At 66.7% G+C, this 16,166-nt stretch carries 14 protein-coding genes; 7 read left to right on the forward strand and 7 right to left on the reverse strand.

Annotated features, from left to right (window positions below):
• Positions 1 to 147 precede the first annotated feature (147 nt).
• Entirely contained in the window at positions 148 to 1,314 is a 1,167-nt protein-coding gene (locus C8258_RS07220; protein WP_106954488.1) for a steroid 3-ketoacyl-CoA thiolase, read from the reverse strand.
• A gap of 213 nt (positions 1,315 to 1,527) precedes the next feature.
• Between C8258_RS07220 and C8258_RS07225 the strand changes: the two genes are divergently transcribed.
• Entirely contained in the window at positions 1,528 to 2,712 is a 1,185-nt protein-coding gene (locus C8258_RS07225; RefSeq protein WP_233224943.1) for a cytochrome P450, read from the forward strand.
• Positions 2,713 to 2,779: 67 nt separating this feature from the next.
• On the opposite strand, the gene C8258_RS07230 is transcribed toward C8258_RS07225, so the two are convergent.
• From C8258_RS07230 to C8258_RS07245, 4 genes are all read right to left on the reverse strand, one after another.
• Positions 2,780 to 3,202: a nuclear transport factor 2 family protein gene (locus C8258_RS07230; RefSeq protein WP_106954490.1), complete on the reverse strand. Its 423-nt coding sequence runs from the start codon at positions 3,200 to 3,202 to the stop codon at positions 2,780 to 2,782.
• A gap of 103 nt (positions 3,203 to 3,305) precedes the next feature.
• Positions 3,306 to 4,472, reverse strand: coding sequence for a thiolase domain-containing protein (locus C8258_RS07235; protein WP_063011931.1), 1,167 nt, complete (start codon positions 4,470 to 4,472; stop codon positions 3,306 to 3,308).
• The gene (locus tag C8258_RS07240) at positions 4,469 to 5,503 is read right to left on the reverse strand and encodes a thiolase domain-containing protein (protein ID WP_106954491.1); all 1,035 of its coding nucleotides are present in this window, start codon (positions 5,501 to 5,503) and stop codon (positions 4,469 to 4,471) included. Before C8258_RS07240 ends, C8258_RS07235 begins: the two co-directional genes overlap by 4 nt.
• 12 nt (positions 5,504 to 5,515) lie before the next feature.
• A complete protein-coding gene (locus C8258_RS07245) occupies positions 5,516 to 6,526 on the reverse strand; it encodes a Zn-ribbon domain-containing OB-fold protein (protein WP_199195625.1) in 1,011 nt (336 codons plus the stop codon).
• A 118-nt stretch (positions 6,527 to 6,644) separates the two neighbouring features.
• Here C8258_RS07245 and C8258_RS07250 point away from each other — a divergent pair, with 118 nt between their 5' ends.
• The 5 genes from C8258_RS07250 (at position 6,645) to C8258_RS07270 (ending at position 13,915) form a co-directional block, all read left to right on the forward strand.
• Complete coding sequence (locus C8258_RS07250) at positions 6,645 to 7,682, forward strand: LLM class F420-dependent oxidoreductase (protein ID WP_106954492.1); 1,038 nt, start codon at positions 6,645 to 6,647, stop codon at positions 7,680 to 7,682.
• A 30-nt stretch (positions 7,683 to 7,712) separates the two neighbouring features.
• The gene (locus C8258_RS07255; RefSeq protein WP_106954493.1) at positions 7,713 to 9,254 is read left to right on the forward strand and encodes an acyl-CoA synthetase; all 1,542 of its coding nucleotides are present in this window, start codon (positions 7,713 to 7,715) and stop codon (positions 9,252 to 9,254) included.
• A gap of 215 nt (positions 9,255 to 9,469) precedes the next feature.
• Positions 9,470 to 11,119, forward strand: a complete 1,650-nt coding sequence (locus C8258_RS07260; RefSeq protein WP_106954494.1) for an acyl-CoA synthetase — start codon at positions 9,470 to 9,472, stop codon at positions 11,117 to 11,119.
• A 155-nt stretch (positions 11,120 to 11,274) separates the two neighbouring features.
• Positions 11,275 to 12,264: a sigma-70 family RNA polymerase sigma factor gene (locus C8258_RS07265; protein ID WP_106954495.1), complete on the forward strand. Its 990-nt coding sequence runs from the start codon at positions 11,275 to 11,277 to the stop codon at positions 12,262 to 12,264.
• Between the two features lie 223 nt (positions 12,265 to 12,487).
• The gene (locus tag C8258_RS07270; RefSeq protein ID WP_106954496.1) at positions 12,488 to 13,915 is read left to right on the forward strand and encodes an MFS transporter; all 1,428 of its coding nucleotides are present in this window, start codon (positions 12,488 to 12,490) and stop codon (positions 13,913 to 13,915) included.
• Between the two features lie 48 nt (positions 13,916 to 13,963).
• On the opposite strand, the gene C8258_RS32535 is transcribed toward C8258_RS07270, so the two are convergent.
• Both C8258_RS32535 and C8258_RS07275 read right to left on the reverse strand, forming a co-directional pair.
• On the reverse strand, positions 13,964 to 14,107 hold the full coding sequence (locus C8258_RS32535) for a hypothetical protein (protein ID WP_156511190.1): 144 nt from the start codon (positions 14,105 to 14,107) through the stop codon (positions 13,964 to 13,966).
• A 248-nt stretch (positions 14,108 to 14,355) separates the two neighbouring features.
• Complete coding sequence (locus C8258_RS07275; RefSeq protein WP_106954497.1) at positions 14,356 to 15,243, reverse strand: LysR family transcriptional regulator; 888 nt, start codon at positions 15,241 to 15,243, stop codon at positions 14,356 to 14,358.
• A 22-nt stretch (positions 15,244 to 15,265) separates the two neighbouring features.
• On the opposite strand from C8258_RS07275, the gene C8258_RS07280 reads away from it, so the two are divergent.
• Positions 15,266 to 16,147, forward strand: coding sequence for an alpha/beta fold hydrolase (locus C8258_RS07280; protein ID WP_199195620.1), 882 nt, complete (start codon positions 15,266 to 15,268; stop codon positions 16,145 to 16,147).
• Positions 16,148 to 16,166: the final 19 nt, after the last annotated feature.

The following is a 16,166-nucleotide window of genomic DNA, read 5'->3' on the forward strand; positions in this document are numbered from 1 at the left end:
GTCGAACGAGTCTCGTTCAACGGGCCATTGATAACCGGAAGATAGCTGACATCTCATCCTTTTGTCTGTATCGCAGTTTGTGTGGCGTACGACACGTCTAGGGGCTGTGAGGATGAACGTTCAACTAGGGAGGAAATCTGTTCGGTATTACAACCGCTCGATGATTGTCCCGGTCGCAAGTGCGCCACCGGCGCACATGAGGACCATTGCGATCGACTTGTCGGAGCGTTCGAGCTCGTGCAGGGCGGTCGTGATCAAACGTGACCCGGTGCTGCCGACCGGATGTCCGATCGCAATCGCGCCGCCGTTGACATTGACCCGATCCATATCCGGCTTGTGCACCGACGCCCACGAGAGCGGGACCGAGGCGAAGGCCTCGTTGATTTCGAAGAGATCGATATCGGCGATGCTCATGCCCGACTTCTCCAGCAGGCGCGTGGTCGCCTGCACCGGACCGTCCAAGTGGAACTCCGGCTCGGCGCCGACGAGGCACTGGGTGACGATGCGAGCCCGCGGCTTCAGTCCGGCACGCGCCGCGGCCTGTTCGTCCATGAGCAGCACCGCGGCCGCGCCGTCGGAGATCTGTGACGAGGTACCGGCGGTGTGAATTCCGCCCTCCAGCACCGGCTTCAGCTTCGCCAGGCTCTCCCGGCTGGTCTCGCGCAGACCCTGGTCGCGGTTGACGTCGAGCGTCTCGCCGGTGAGGGTGCCCTCCTTGTCGACCTGCGGCGCGCCGGCGATGGTCAGCACCTCACGGTCGAAACGCCCTTTCGCCCAGGCCTGGGCGGCCAAACGCTGTGAGCGCACGCCGAATTCGTCGATGTCGTCGCGGGTGATGCCGCGCCGCTTGGCGATTCGCTCGGCCGCCTCGAACTGATTGGGCATATCGATATCCCAGCTCGCGGGGCGGCGGGGGCCGGCGTTCTCGCCCACGTTCGCGCCCAGCGGGACATGGCTCATGGATTCGACGCCGCAGGCGACGCCGATGTCGATCGCGCCCTGGGCGATCTGCCCGGCGATCAGGTGGTTGGCCTGCTGGGCCGAACCACACTGGCAGTCGATGGTGGTCGCGCCCACCTGCCAGGGGAGTCCGGCGTGCAGCCACGCGGTGCGGGTGACGTTGTTGCTCTGCTCGCCGACCTGCATGACGCAGCCGCCGATGACCTGTTCGACCAGTGCCGGATCGAGCTGTGCGCGCTCGAGGACGCCGCGCTGGGCCGCGCCGAGCACCTCGGCGGCGTGCAGGCCGGCCAGCCAGCCGTTGCGTTTGCCGATGGGGGTGCGCGCGGCCTCGACGATGACGGGGGTGCCCATAACTTCAACCTTTCGAACAGGATCCGTATCAGCACAGAAACTGGAACAAGTTCTGTGGATGTACTGAGGGCGGACTATGGCTTCTTTACTACTGATACCACCTATGCTGCAATGAAGGTAGAACGTGTTTCAGTTAGTCGAAGGAGACAACTGGTGGTTGACACCCATGTAGCTCCGAACCTCCCCGAGGGGTTCGACGCCACAGATCCCGATATGTGGGCCCGCGGCATTCCCGTCGAAGAGTTCGCGGAGCTGCGCCGGGCCGCACCGATCTGGTGGAACCCGCAGTCTCCGGAGGTCGGAGGGTTTCACGACGACGGCTTCTGGGTCGTGTCCAAGCACGCCGATGTCAAGGAGGTCTCGCGGCGCGACGATTTCTCCACCTACGAGAACACCGCGATTCCCCGCTTCAACGACGACATTCCGCGCGAGGCCATCGAGCTGCAGCGCCACATCCTGATCAACAAGGATGCGCCAGAACACACCAAACTGCGCAAACTGATCTCCAAGGGTTTCACCCCGCGCGCGATCAACGGCCTGCGCGCGGAACTGTCCGCTCGCGCCAAGTCGATCGTCGACGCGGCCGCGGCCAGCGGCGCCGGCGACTTCGTCACCCAGGTGGCCTGTGAGCTGCCGCTGCAGGCGATCGCCGAACTCATCGGCGTCCCGCAGGAAGACCGGATGAAGGTCTTCCAGTGGTCCAACGAGATGACCGGCTACGACGATCCGGACAGCGATGCCGACCCGGCGATGTCGTCGATGGAAATTCTCGGCTACGCCTGGCAGATGGCCGAGGCGCGCAAAGCGGAGCCGGCCGACGACATCGTCACCACCCTGGTCAACGCCGATATCGACGGTGAGGCGCTGACCTCGGAGGAGTTCGGCTTCTTCGTCATCCTGCTGGCGGTCGCCGGTAACGAGACCACCCGCAATGCGATCACCCACGGCATGATCGCGTTCCTGGAGAACCCGGAGCAGTGGGAGCTCTACAAGCGCGAGCGGCCCGCCACCGCCGCCGACGAGATCATCCGCTGGGCCACACCGGTGAGCTCGTTCCAGCGGACCGCGCTGGTCGACACCGAACTGTCCGGCGTGCAGATCAAGAAGGGCCAGCGCGTCCTGCTGATGTACCGCTCGGCCAATTTCGACGAGGAGGTGTTCGAGAATCCGTACACCTTCGACATCACTCGCGATCCGAATCCGCACCTGTCCTTCGGCGGCACCGGCGCCCACTTCTGCATCGGCGCCAACCTCGCGCGGCTGGAGATCGACCTGATCTTCAACGCCATCGCCGACCACCTGCCCGATATCACCAAGCTCGGCGACCCCAAGCGCCTCACCTCGGGCTGGCTCAACGGCATCAAGGAATTCCAGGTCGACTACAAGACGAAGGCCTGATTCGCACGCTGAAACACGAACAGGGCGGGCACCCGAGGGTGCCCGCCCTGTTGTTCGTGCGGCGGTCTCACTGCTTGCGCATGGTTCCCATCGCTCGATCGGTTTCCCAGAAGGCCCGCAGCGCCACGATCTTCCCGGCGTCGTCGACCTTGTAGGTGAACACGCCCTCGGCGTCGATGATATGTCCGCCCAGCTGGGTGCGGATCAGGCCGGTGAAGGCCACCTCGCTGCCGCAGGCGAAGGAATCGCCGAAGACGAAATCGATGGATTCGGTGGGGGCGATGGCCTTGTCCCAGAACGCCGCGATGGCGTCGCGGCCGCGATGGCCCACACCCTCGGGATCGAAGACCGAGGGGCCGATCGGATCCTCGACGATGCCGTCGGCGGCGAACAGCGCCAGCCATGCCTCCTTGTCCCGGGCGCGCACCGCGGCCTGTGAGGCCCGTCCGGCGAGGCGCGCCGGATGTTCGGTGGTGGTGGTTGTGGGCATCTCGGACTCCCGGCTCGGTGGTTTCGGTGAATTTGCTGATGGAATTGCAAATGTGCTTTCCGCCGGCAATCCGGTGAACCGGAAATGCCGGCGGAATTGCGTGTCACCGTGGTTCCGAGCCCACTACCCACATCGAGAAGTACTGTGATCCGCCACCATAGGCATGGCCGAACGCTTTTCGGGCGCCCTCGACTTGGTAATCGCCCGCCCGGCCCATTACCTGCTTGGCCGCCTCCGCGAAGCGGATCATGCCGGATGCGCCGATCGGATTGGAACTCAACACGCCGCCCGAGGGATTGACCGGCAGCTTCCCGCCGATCTCGGTCTCGCGCGCATCGACCAGCTTCCAGCCCTCGCCCTCGGGAGTGAAGCCCAGGTTCTCCAGCCACATCGGCTCGAACCAGGAGAACGGGACGTAGATCTCGGCCGCGTCGATCTCCTCGAGCGGATTGGTGATCCCGGCCTGCTTCCACAGCGCGGCCGCGGCGTCGCGTCCGGCCTGCGGGTTGACCTGGTCGCGGCCGGAGTAGGCCAGCGGTTCGGTGCGCATGGCGGTGCCGTGCACCCACGCGACCTTCTTACCCGATGCCTCGGCCGCCTTCGCCGATTCCTCGTCGCCGATCACGATCGCGCACGCGCCGTCGGAGGACGGGCAGGTCTCGTCGAAACGCACCGGGTCCCAGAGCATTTGGGACGCGAGTACCGATTCCATGGTGATATCGGGCTGACGCAGATGCGCGAACGGATTCTTCGCGCCGTTGCGGCGATCCTTCACCGCGACCATCGCGCCGATGTGCAGGGGAGCGTTGGCCCGCCGGATGTACGCGCGCACATGCGGTGCGAAGTACCCGCCCGCACCGGCGCCGACCGGCATCGTGAACGGCACCGGATTCGACAGGGCCCACATGGCATTGGATTCGGACTGCTTCTCCCAGCAGATCGCCAGCACCCGGCGGTACACGCCGGCCTGCACGTGGTTGGTGGCGACCACGCCGGTCGAACCGCCGACCGAACCCGCGGTGTGCACGCGCAGCAGCGGTTTTCCGGTGGCGCCCAGGGCATCCGCCATGAACAGCTCGGGCATCATCGAGCCCTCGAACAGATCCGGCGCCTTACCGACGATCACCGCGTCGATATCGGCCATGGTCAGATCGGCATCTTCGAGTGCACGATCGATTGCCTCGCGGCACATACCGGCCATCGAGACATCGGTCCGTTTCGTCACGTGATGGGTTTGTCCCGTGCCGAGTACGGCGGCTTGATTGGTCATCGTCCAGCCTCCAGGATGGCCACCAAGTTCTGCTGCAACGCCGGACCACTGGTGGCGTGTGCGAGGGCTCGCTCGGCGGTGCCGTTCATGATTTCGTTGGCCGCGTAGCCGATTCGTTCCAGACCGGCGGCGAACATCGGGTTGCCCGCCAGCGCACCACCCGAGGGGTTGATGCGGGTGGACTCGCCCAGCCCGATGGCCTGCTTCAGGATCAGCTGTTCGTGGCTGTAGGTCGCGTGCAGTTCGGCGACATCGAATCCGCTCGCATCCCCGCCGAGCACCGCCTTGGCCGCGGCCGCGGTGGAAGGAGAGGTGGTCAGATCGCGTGCGCCGATCATCGGGGTGTCGATGCGGTGCGCCATACCGGTCAGCCAGGCCGGCCGCTCGCACAGCTCGCGGGCCTTGTCGCCCCGGGCCAGCACGATCACGGCGGCGCCGTCGGTGATCGGCGCGATGTCGTGTTCGCGCAGCGGATTCGCGACATACGGTGCGGCGAGCCGCTTCTCGATCTCGGCGTCGTCGGCGGCCGAGACCGCGGCCATATCGCGTTCGGTCCAATTTCCGGCGTCGAGCCCGGCCCGCGCCTGCAGGCCGGCCACCGATACCGCGTCCGGCCACAGCGGGGCCACCAGGTACGGATCCATCTGCAGCGTCAGCACCTGCCGCAGCGTGCCGGCCGACGGCTTGCCGAAGCCGTAGACCAGGGCGGTCTCGGCCTGTCCGGAGCGCAGTTTCACCCACGCCTCGTACAGCGCCCAGGCCGCGTCCATTTCGACGTGCGATTCGTTGATGGGAGGCACGGCGCCGATCGAGTCGATCGCGGAGATGAACGAGAAGGCGCGTCCGGCAAGGTAATCGGAGGATCCCGAGCACCAGAAGTCGATATCGGACACGCCGATGCCGAGCTTGTCGTACAGCTGCCGGAAGCACGGGACCAGCATTTCGACACCGTTGGTGGTGCCGTAGGTTTCACGGACATGCGGGGCGTGGGCGAAGCCCACCACCGCGATATCTGTTGCGTTGTCGCTCAAGGTGTTTCGCTCCTAGAGGTGGTGCCGGTAGCTGTCGTAGTCCGCGTCCGGCTCGCCGTTGGGCTCGAAGTGGTCCACGTTCTCCAGCGTGTAACCCCACTCCTCGCGCGGCTTCCACACCGCCTTCACGCGCATACCCATGCGGACTTCGCTGGGGTCACAGCCCAGCACCCGGTGCAGCACCGGAATATCGGCGCCGTCGAGCAGTACGTACGCGGTGACGTACGGCGGCTTGATCTTCTGGCCCATGAACGGCACGTTCACGATGCAGAACGTGGTGATGGTGCCGGTATCGGGCAGATCGACCATCTCGTCGGTCGGGCGGCCGTCGATCGGGTCGGCGCCGCGGGGCGGGAAATACACCTTGCTCTCGGCGTCGGCGCGACCGCCGATCAGGCGACCCTCGACCAGCGACTTCAGATACCGCGTCTCGGTCGGCGAGGCGGTGTGCTTGTATCGCAGGTCGATCGGGGTGACGATGCCGGTGACCGGCTCGGCCGCATCGGCATCCGACGAGGTGGAACCGGCTGGGGCCGAGGAGGTCTCGCCCGGTTCGACGCAGGCGATGTCGTGGATGCTGCCGCTGCGTTCGGCGGCCCAGCGCACCCGCACGCGCAATCCGCTGCGCACCTCGTCGGGAGACGACACGTCGAGGGCATGCAGCACCGCGGTGTCGGCGCCGTCGAATTTCACCAGCGCCCAGGCGAAGGGGCGGTCGAACGGCTGGCCGGGCAGCGGATCGGCGACCCAGCTCCAGCTCTGCACCGTGCCGACATCGGAGACGTCGACGAAGTCGGTCAGCCGCTCCGCGGTCACCGGATCGAATTCCGCCGGCGGCACGATCACCCGGCCGTCGCTGCCGCGGACGCCGACGATCCGGCCCTCGCGCAGTCCGGTCAGGAACCGGCCGATGGTCGGTCCGACCGATCGGGTGTAGTCGAACTTCATCCGTAGTTCGGCGCTGAGTACCTCGGGTGCGGGTTCCGCTTCCGGACCGCTGCCTTTCGCGATTACGCCGGTCATGGTGTTCCCATTGGTCACGATATCGAGTAGAACAGGTTCTTATTCTGGTGGCAAGAGCTACCTGGAAAGGTGTCCGGCAGCGGGCTCGGTGAAACGGGCCGGGCGGAAGGAGTCGACGATGCGGTTCGGATTGCAGCTCGGATATTGGGGTGCGGGGCCGCCGCGCAACGCCGGGGAGTTGGTGGTGGCCGCCGAGGAGGCCGGATTCGACGCGGTCTTCGCCGCCGAGTCCTGGGGTTCGGATGCCTTCACGCCATTGGCCTGGTGGGGCTCGTCCACCCAGCGGGTGCGGCTGGGAACCTCCGTGGTGCAGCTGTCCGCCCGTACTCCCACCGCGACCGCGATGGCCGCGCTGACCCTCGATCACCTCAGCGGTGGCCGCCACATCCTGGGCCTGGGCGTCTCCGGTCCGCAGGTGGTGGAGGGCTGGTACGGCCAGCCGTTCGCTAAACCGTTGCAGCGCACCCGGGAGTACGTCGGCATCATCCGCCAGGTGCTGGCCCGCGAGGCGCCGGTGGTGAGCCAGGGCGCGCAGTACCGGCTGCCCTACGATGGGCCCGGCTCGACCGGCCTGGGTAAACCGCTCAAGCCGATCACCCATCCGCTACGTGCGGATCTGCCGATCTGGCTCGGCGCCGAGGGGCCGAAGAACGTGGCGCTGACGGCCGAGATCGCCGACGGCTGGCTGGCGATCTATTACACCCCGCGGCTGGCCGGAATGTACGACGAATGGCTCGACGAGGGGTTTGCCCGGCCCGGTGCCCGGCGTTCCCGGGAGGACTTCGAGATCGCGGCGAGCTGCCAGGTGATCATCACCGACGACGCCCGCGCCGAGATCGATCGGATCAAACCGGTGATGGCGCTCTACATCGGCGGCATGGGCGCCGAGGAGCTGAACTTCCACGCCCAGGTCTATCGCCGGATGGGTTACGGCGCTGAGGTCGACGAGATCACCCGGCTGTTCCGCTCCGGCCGCAAGGACGAGGCCGCCGCCGTGATTCCGGACCAGCTGATCCTCGATACCGCCATCATCGGCGACGAGGACCATGTGCGCTCGCAGCTGAAGGTCTGGGAGGCGGCGGGCGTCGGAATGCTGCTGGTGACGGTTCGTGACGTGGCGCAGCTGCATCGCCTCGCCCCCCTTGTTCAGGTGTAGAACACGTTCTAGATTCGAGGAGTGACTTCGATGGAGCCGGCGCAGAAGCTGGGACTGTGGAATATCGCGGCCACCGACCCCGATCGGATCGCGGTCGTCGATCCGTCGGGGCGGGAGGTCGGCTACCGGGAGCTGTCCGATCAGGCCGACCGCATCGCGCGAGGCTTGCAGGCCAAGGGGTTACAGCCCGGCGATGTGCTGGTGTCGATGGTGCACAACACCACCGAAGCGCTCGCCGTGTACTTCGCGGCCTATCAGGCCGGGCTGTACATCGTGGCGGTGAACTGGCATCTGACCGGTCCGGAGGTCGCCTACATCCTCGGCGACAGCGAGGCGAAGGTGTTCATCGCCGACGAGCGCTTCGCCGAGGCCGCGTCGATCGCCGCCGACGAGGCGAATGTGCCTGCGAGCGCGCGGTATTCGGTGGGCGGCATCGACGGTTTCCAGCCTCTGGCCGAACTCGGCGCGGGGGAGTCCGGACGCCCCGGCGTCCGGACCACCGGTGCGCCGATGCTCTACACCTCGGGAACCACCGGACGCCCCAAGGGAGTTCGGCGTCCGCTGACCGGCGCCGATCCCGATGTGGTGGGCCCGCAGGCGACCGGCTTCTTCGGACTGTTCGGCATCCAGCCCTTCGACGACCACGTGCATATCTGCGGCTCGCCGCTCTATCACACCGCCGTGCTGAACTTCGCCTCGATCTCGATTCAGCTGGGGCACACGGTGGTTCTGATGGACAAGTGGGATCCGGAGGAGATGCTGCGGCTGATCGACACGCATCGGGTGACGCACAGCCATATGGTCCCCACCCAGTTCCACCGTCTGCTCGCCCTCCCGGAGGAGGTGCGGGCGCGCTACGACGTCTCCTCGCTGCGCTGCATGATCCACGGCGCCGCGCCGTGCCCGCAGGAGACCAAGCGCAGGATGCTGGAGTGGTGGGGGCCGGTCGTCACCGAGTACTACGCGGCGACCGAGGGCGGCGGCACGTCGATCTCGGGCGAGGAGTGGTTGCGCAAGCCGGGTTCGGTCGGCAAGGCGTGGCCGTACGCGGTGGTGAAGGTGCTCGACGAGGACGGCAACGAGGTCGCGCCCGGCGAGGTCGGCCAGGTGTACATGAAGATGGGCGGCTCCAACTTCGAGTACCACAAGGACAAGTCGAAGACCGAGGACGCGCGGGTGGGCGATCTGTTCACCGTGGGCGACATCGGGCATATGGATGCCGACGGCTATCTGTTCCTGCACGACCGGCGCTCGGACCTGATCCTGTCCGGGGGCGTGAACATCTATCCGGCCGAGATCGAGGGTGAATTGATCACCCATCCCAAGGTCGCCGACGTCGCGGTTTTCGGTATCCCGCATCCGGATTGGGGGCAGGAGGTGAAGGCGGTCGTGCAGCCGGCCGAAGGAGTCGCGGCCGACGACGAGCTGACCCGGGAGCTGATGGAGTTCGCCGCGGCTCGCCTGGCGAAGTACAAACTGCCCAGGAGCATCGACTACCTGCCCGAACTGCCGCGCGATCCGAACGGCAAGTTGTACAAGCGCAAGCTGCGCGAGCGTTACGTGCCCGCGTAGCCGCAGTCTCGCCGATCGAGTCCGGACGCCCTTACCGTCCTGCCCTGTGTGGGGCGTCCTCGATCGCGCGCCCTCGAGCCCGCCCGGCTGTGCCGGCGGGCTCGTCGGCGTTGCAGAATACGCGTTCCGGCAAAACCCGCTGCCGCTTCGGCGGAATTAGTAAACTGTGTAAATCAAGTCTTGTCAGGCGTGAGAACACGTTCTATTTTGGTCCTGTGAGCTACAACATAGCGGACCTTGTCGAACACACCATCGACCTCGTGCCGGACCGTGTCGCGCTGGCCGACGACGTCCGCTCGGTGACCTATGCCGAGCTGGAGGACCGGGCCAACCGATTGGCGCACTACCTGCAAGAACAGGGTGTGCAGCCGGGTGACAAGGTCGGCATCTACTCGCGCAACACGATCGAGGCCGTGGAGGCCATGGTCGCGATCTTCAAGGCGCGGGCAGTAATGATCAACGTGAACTTCCGGTACGTCGAGAACGAGTTGCAATACATTTTCGACAATTCCGATATGGTCGCGCTGATTCACGAACGTCGCTACAGCGACAAGGTGTCGGCCGTGCGGCCGAACACGCCGAAGTTGAAGACGGTCATCGCCGTGAACGACGGTACCGAAGCAGAGGTGCCGTTGCCCGCGGATTCGGTGGAATACGAAGCGGCACTGGCTGCTTCGCACGGCGAGCGCGACTTCGGCGACCGCTCCAACGACGACATCTTCATGATCTACACCGGCGGCACCACCGGCATGCCCAAGGGCGTGATGTGGCGGCACGAGGACTGGTGGCGGGTGCTCGGCGGCGGCATCAACTTCGTCACCGGTGAGGCGATCGAGGACGAGTGGCAGCAGGCCAAGGCCGGCGCCGCCGGTGGGCAGATGGTCCGCTACCCGATCCCGCCGATGATCCACGGCGGTTCGCAGTCGGCGACCTTCCACGGCCTGTTCGACGGCGGCAAGACGATCATGCTGCCGGAGTTCAGCGCCCACACCGTGTGGCAGGCGATCGACCGCCACGGGGTGAACCTCATCTTCATCACCGGTGACGCCATGGCGCGGCCGATGCTCGACGCCCTCAAGGAAGGCCATCCGGAAACCGGTGAGCCGTACCAGCATGCGAATCTGTGGGCGATGGCCAGCAGTGCGGCGCTGTTCTCCCCGGCGCTGAAGGACGAGTTCATCGAATTGCTGCCGAATACGGTCATCACCGATTCCATCGGCTCCTCGGAAACCGGTTTCGGCGGCCTGTCGGTGGCGGCCAAGGGTGCGACCCACACCGGTGGTCCCCGGGTCAAGATCGACGCCTCCACCGCCGTCATCGACGAGGAGGGCAACCCCGTCGCGCCCGGCTCCGGTCAGGTGGGCGTGCTGGCCCGCACCGGCAACATCCCGCTCGGTTACTACAACGACCCGGTGAAGACCGCCGCGACGTTCAAGGAGTTCAACGGCGTTCGCTACTCGATCCCCGGCGACTTCGCCCGGGTCGAGGAGGACGGCACCGTGACGATGCTGGGCCGCGGGTCGGTCAGCATCAACAGCGGCGGCGAGAAGATCTACCCGGAGGAGGTCGAGGGCGCGCTCAAATGCCATCCGGAGATCTTCGACGCGCTGGTGATCGGTGTGCCGGACGAGCGCTGGGGACAGCGGGTGGCCGCGGTCGTGCAGTGTCGCGGTGGCAACCGTCCGACGCTCGAGGAACTGCGTCCGGTGCTGACCAAGGAGATCTCCTCCTACAAGCTGCCGCGCAGCCTGTGGTTCGTGGACGAGATCAAGCGTTCGCCGGCCGGAAAGCCCGACTACCGGTGGGCCAACGAACATGCCCGCTCGCGCCCGGCCGACGAGGAATCCCAGGCGTCCTCGAAATAGCCAGGCCGAAATAGATAGCTCGCCGAAGTAAATAACTGGCAATCGATATCGCCGCGCCCCGCGATCACAGTGGAGGTGCGGCGATTTCGGCGTCCGTGTCCATGCCCCTACTTCCGGGGTGTTTTCTGTCGGTGCCCTGTGCCACAGTGATCCGCATGAGCGAACAAGCTTCCGCCGGCACCGTCGACGACGTGCTGCAGCAATTCGAGAGTTACCGGCGGGAGCTGTGTGCTTACGCCTATCGGATGTTGGGTTCCTCGTTCGAGGCAGAGGACGCGGTTCAGGAGACTTTCACTCGGGCCTGGAAGGCCTACGACTCGTTCGAGGGCCGGTCCAGCCTGCGATCGTGGCTGTACAAGATCACCACGAACATCTGCCTGGATATGCTCGACGGCCCCCAGCGCCGGGCTCGGCCGATGGATCTGTCCGGGCCGTCGAGTCCGGACAGTCCGCTGCCGCCGCCGCAGCCGGATTACGTGTGGGTGGAGCCGATTCCGAACGCGCTGGCCTTCGGCGCCGACCCGGCCGAACATGCCAGCACCAAGGATTCGCTGCGGCTGGCGTTCGTGGCGGCCTGTCAGCATCTGCCGGCCACCCAGCGGGCGATCCTCATCATGCGGGAGGTGCTGCGGTTCTCGGCCAACGAGACGGCCGAGATGTTGACGATGTCGCCGGCCTCGGTGAACAGCGCGCTGCAGCGGGCGCGCGCGACCATGTCGAAGGTGCAGCCCTCGGAGTCGAGCGGCTACGACGAATCCGACGACAGTCAGCGCGAACTCGTCGACGGTTTCGTGCGCGCCTTCGAGGCCTACGACATGGATGCGCTCACCTCGCTGCTGAAACAGGATGTGGCGCTGTCGATGCCGCCCATCGAGCTGTGGGTCTCCGGTCCGGAGAACGTCGCTCGGTTCATGCTGTCGGAAGGGCCCTCGGCCTGCCGGGGTTCGCGGTTGATCCCGCTGGACGGCGCCAACGGACTGCCGGCCTTCGGTCAGTACAAACCCACCGACGAGCCCGGGGTCTTCTCGCCGTGGTCGATCACGGTGCTGGAATTCGACGGTCCCGCGATCAGCGGGTTGAACTTCTTTCTCGACACCGACCGGCTGTTCCCGCTGTTCGGATTGCCGCCGGAGCTGCGCGACTGATCCTTTCGGGATCGTGAAGGGCTCGCCGGTCGAATGACCGGCGGGCCCTTCTTCTTTCGCTGTCGCTGAGAAATCAACCTCGGTGACGTCATACCCCGTGGGGGTATGACGTGAATCACAGAGACTTTCCGTATCGAGCTGATACCCCTGGGGGGTATACAGAACGGGTCGGAAATTCCACGGGCGCAGCGGATGCGCCCGCAACCGAGGAGTGAGGATTCCTATGTCCACTCGGGTATCCGCGCCGCCGTCGCGGCGCTGGTTCGCATTGGCACTGATCGCGCTGGCGCAGTTCATGGTCATCATGGACACCTCGATCATCGGGGTGGCGCTGCCGAAAATGCAGGATTCCCTGGGCTTTTCGCAGGAGGGACTGTCCTGGGTCTTCAACGCCTACGTCATCGTCTTCGGCGGTCTGCTGCTGCTCGGCGGACGTCTGTCCGACATCTGGGGCGCTCGCCGCATCTTTCAGACGGGCTGGATGGTGCTCGGCGTCGGGTCCCTGGTCGCCGGACTCGCCGGATCGCCCGCGGTCGAGCTGATCGGCCGGGGTGTGCAGGGTGCGGGCGCCGCACTGATCGCCCCCTCGGCGCTGACACTTCTGATGATGGTGTTCGGGTCGAATCCCAAGGAGTTGACCACCGCATTCGCGTTCTACGGCGCCGCCGCCCCGGCAGGCGGTACCGCCGGCGTATTCCTCGGCGGGCTCATCACCGAGTACGCCTCGTGGCCGTGGGTCTTCTACATCAACATCCCGATCGCCGTGCTGGCCGTCGTCGCGGCCGCGGTGCTGGTTCCCGGCGGGGCGGCCGCGTCCGGCGGTTCGGTCGACGTGCTCGGTGCCCTGACCGCGACGCTGGGCCTGGGCGCGGCCGTCTTCGCGGTCGTCCGTGCCCCCGAGGTCGGCTGGGGTTCCGGATCGACGTGGGGCGTCCTGGCGCTCGCGGTCGTCCTGTTGGCGGCCTTCCTGGTGCTGCAGGCCCGTCGCCGGGAACCGCTGATGCCGCTGTCGATCTTCCGTGCGCCGAACCTCGGTGCGGCCGATCTGGCTCAGGTCCTGCTGGGCGCGGCCTGGGTGCCGATGTGGTTCTTCCTGAACCTGTATCTGCAGCAGGTTCTCGGCTACTCGGCGTTCCCGTCGGGTGCGGCTCTGCTGCCGATGACCGCCCTGATCATGGTCGGCATGATCGCGGTGTCGCCGAAGTTGTTCGCGCGCTTCGGCGCTCGCGCCATGATCGTCACCGGACTGCTGGTCCTGGGGGCCGGTCTGGTCTGGCTGACCTTCATCCGGGCCGACGGCAACTTCTGGATCGACGTGCTGCCCGGATCGCTGCTGGCCGCGTTCGGGATGTCGCTGGCCTTCGTCCCGTCGCTGCAGACCGCCATCTCCGCGGCGCGGCCGGAGCAGGGCGGCCTGGCGTCCGGTCTGGTGAACACCGGCTATCAGATCGGATCGGCGCTGGGCCTGGCGGTGGTGACCGCGATCGCCTCGGCCGCCGGAGCCGACCGCATCGGTGATGCCGATGCCCTCACCGACGGGTTCTCGGCGGCATTCGGTGCAGCGGCGGGGATCGCGGTGCTGGCGGCGGCGCTCGCGTGGACGACGTTCCGGTCGCCGGCTCGGCGTGAGCGAGTGCCTGCCGGTGCGTGACCGCGCAACCGCGTGTGGCCCCCGCCCCGGTCGGGGGCCACACGCCTGTCAGTCGATTGCCTTGGCGGTCAACCAGATCGTGATGACGACCCCGGCCGCCACCGCCATGCCGATGTGGCCGGGGGAGCGTGCGTAGTCGTAGCTGGAGAGCGCCGCGACGGCCGCCAGGACGAACATCAGCAGACGTTTCACCAGGTACCCCCCAACCGCTCGGAGCTCAAGCATATGAGAGGTGGAAGTGGTTGCGCCACAGGAGAATACAGTGCTCACGTGGTACCGGTATTGCGGGATGTTCGCGGATGGCCGCGAGGCTCGCGTGGCGCGCCGATAGCTCGGCAAGGCCGGAGTAGCCGCGCCGGGTACGTCGGCGAATATCGCGGGGGCGGAACGAATTGCACTGGCGCGGAACGTCTTCTGCTGAGACGGACGCAACGATCAGGTTATCGGTCGGTGACGGTGTGGCAGGCCTCGATGAGTGCGCGCAATTCGGCACGCGGCGGATCGGGCCGCACCGCGAGATAGCTCGGCATCCTCGGCTCCGGGTTGCGCAGAGGACGCCAGACCACGCCTGGGAACGACAAATTCGCCGCCTGGGCCGCGTAGTACACCGTCCAGCTCGGCGCGCCGAAGCCGATCGCGGCCAGCGTGTCCTGTTCGGTGGTGAACTCCGGTCCGAAGGCCGGCGCGAAGCCGGCCTCCCGGCACGAATCGACGACCAGGTCGTAGAGGGTGGGATTGCGGGCGCGGCCGACCAATCGCAGTGGCAACTGCGCAAGGCGCGCGAGGTCGATCTCGCGCAACACCGCGAGGTCGTGCCGAGCGGGGATCGCGGCCACCAGTCGGTCGGACCACAGCGGCAGCAGTTCGAGGCCGGGTTCGTCCCGCGGACCACGCACGATCGCCGCGTCCAGTTCCCCCGAACGCACCCGCTTCATCCGACTCTCGGCGTCCGCGTCGACCAGTTCGAGGTAGGCGTGCGGGGTGCGGCGAGCGAAGGCCACGAGAATGTTCTCCAGGCGGGTGCCGAGGCCGGTGCTGGTGCCCAGCCGGATCGTGCCGGTGCGTTCGACGCGCAGGTCGTCGATGGCGGCACGGGCCTGCGCCACCGCGGCGAGTACCTGTTCGGCGTGCGGAAGCAGTCGCCGCCCGCCTTCGGTGAGGCGCACCGTGCGGGTGGTCCGCTCGAACAGTGCGACGCCCAATTCCCGCTCCAGCCGGGTGATCTGCTGACTGACGGCCGACTGCACGATGTGCAGCCGCTCGGCCGCGCGTCCGAAGTGCAGTTCCTCGGCCACGGTCAGGAAGTACTGCAATTGGCGGAGCTCCACGGCGCGAGATTAATCAGTTTCGGTGAACAGTGCCAGCGCGGTTCCCTCATTTTTCGGCGCGGCCGAACGCGATTTCCTGGTCCCAGCACATCGGAAACCGCACCGGGAAGTGATGACCATGCCGTATCTCACCGTCGACGACGTCCAGCTGTACTACGAGGATCAGGGAACCGGACAGCCGCTGTTGTTCCTGCACGGCTGGGGCACCAGCGGGCGGGTCTGGGGCGCTCAGCAGGCGGCGCTGGTCACCGAGTTCCGGGTGGTCACCGTTGATTGGCGCGGCTGCGGGCGTTCGGACCGGCCGGTCGCCGGCAACAACCTCGCCGGTGTGCTCGCCGACCTGGTGGAGCTCATCCGGCAGCTCGGGTTGCCTCGCCCCATCGTGATCGGATCCTCGGTGGGCGCGACCTTCGCGACCGAACTGGCGCTGGCCCGTCCGGAGCTGCTCGGCGGCGTGGTCGCGGTCGACGGTCCGGCCTACTGGCCCGGGCAGGGCATGCCGCTGGCCGAGATCATCGACGAAATGCGGGATCACCGAACCGAATTCGTCGCGCGATGGGTACCGAACTGGTATGCCCCGGGAACCTCGCCGGCGCTGGTGGACTGGACCGTGCGGCAGATCCTCGATTCGGGTGTGTACATCGACGAACTGTTCCACCTCTTCGCGACCTACGATCCCCGGCCGCGGCTGCCGCAGCTGCGCACGCCGATCCACTACCTGCACGGCGAACTGGACGCCGAAATCCCGCTGGCGGTGGCGCGGGCCTGCGCGGCGCTCACACCGGGCGCGCGGGTCGGCGTGATCGCCGGCGCGGGCCATATGCCGCAACAGGAGCGCGCCGCCGAGTTCACGGCCGCACTGCGCGCGGCGATCGCGAACTTCACTCTGCAGGCTGCGGCCTGACCACCGAACAGACTGCGAC

It is taken from the genome of Nocardia sp. MDA0666, from assembly GCF_003023875.1.
In the GTDB taxonomy this organism is placed as follows: Bacteria; Actinomycetota; Actinomycetes; order Mycobacteriales; family Mycobacteriaceae; genus Nocardia; species Nocardia aobensis.

Excerpts from the sequence above, each read along its gene's own strand:
- C8258_RS07220 (WP_106954488.1), bottom strand. The coding sequence starts at position 1,314 with ATGGGCACCCCCGTCATCGTCGAGGCCGCGCGCACCCCCATCGGCAAA.
- C8258_RS07225 (WP_233224943.1), top strand. The coding sequence starts at position 1,528 with ATGTGGGCCCGCGGCATTCCCGTCGAAGAGTTCGCGGAGCTGCGCCGG.
- C8258_RS07230 (WP_106954490.1), bottom strand. The coding sequence starts at position 3,202 with ATGCCCACAACCACCACCACCGAACATCCGGCGCGCCTCGCCGGACGG.
- C8258_RS07235 (WP_063011931.1), bottom strand. The coding sequence starts at position 4,472 with ATGACCAATCAAGCCGCCGTACTCGGCACGGGACAAACCCATCACGTG.
- C8258_RS07245 (WP_199195625.1), bottom strand. The coding sequence starts at position 6,526 with ATGACCGGCGTAATCGCGAAAGGCAGCGGTCCGGAAGCGGAACCCGCA.
- C8258_RS07250 (WP_106954492.1), top strand. The coding sequence starts at position 6,645 with ATGCGGTTCGGATTGCAGCTCGGATATTGGGGTGCGGGGCCGCCGCGC.
- C8258_RS07255 (WP_106954493.1), top strand. The coding sequence starts at position 7,713 with ATGGAGCCGGCGCAGAAGCTGGGACTGTGGAATATCGCGGCCACCGAC.
- C8258_RS07265 (WP_106954495.1), top strand. The coding sequence starts at position 11,275 with ATGAGCGAACAAGCTTCCGCCGGCACCGTCGACGACGTGCTGCAGCAA.
- C8258_RS07270 (WP_106954496.1), top strand. The coding sequence starts at position 12,488 with ATGTCCACTCGGGTATCCGCGCCGCCGTCGCGGCGCTGGTTCGCATTG.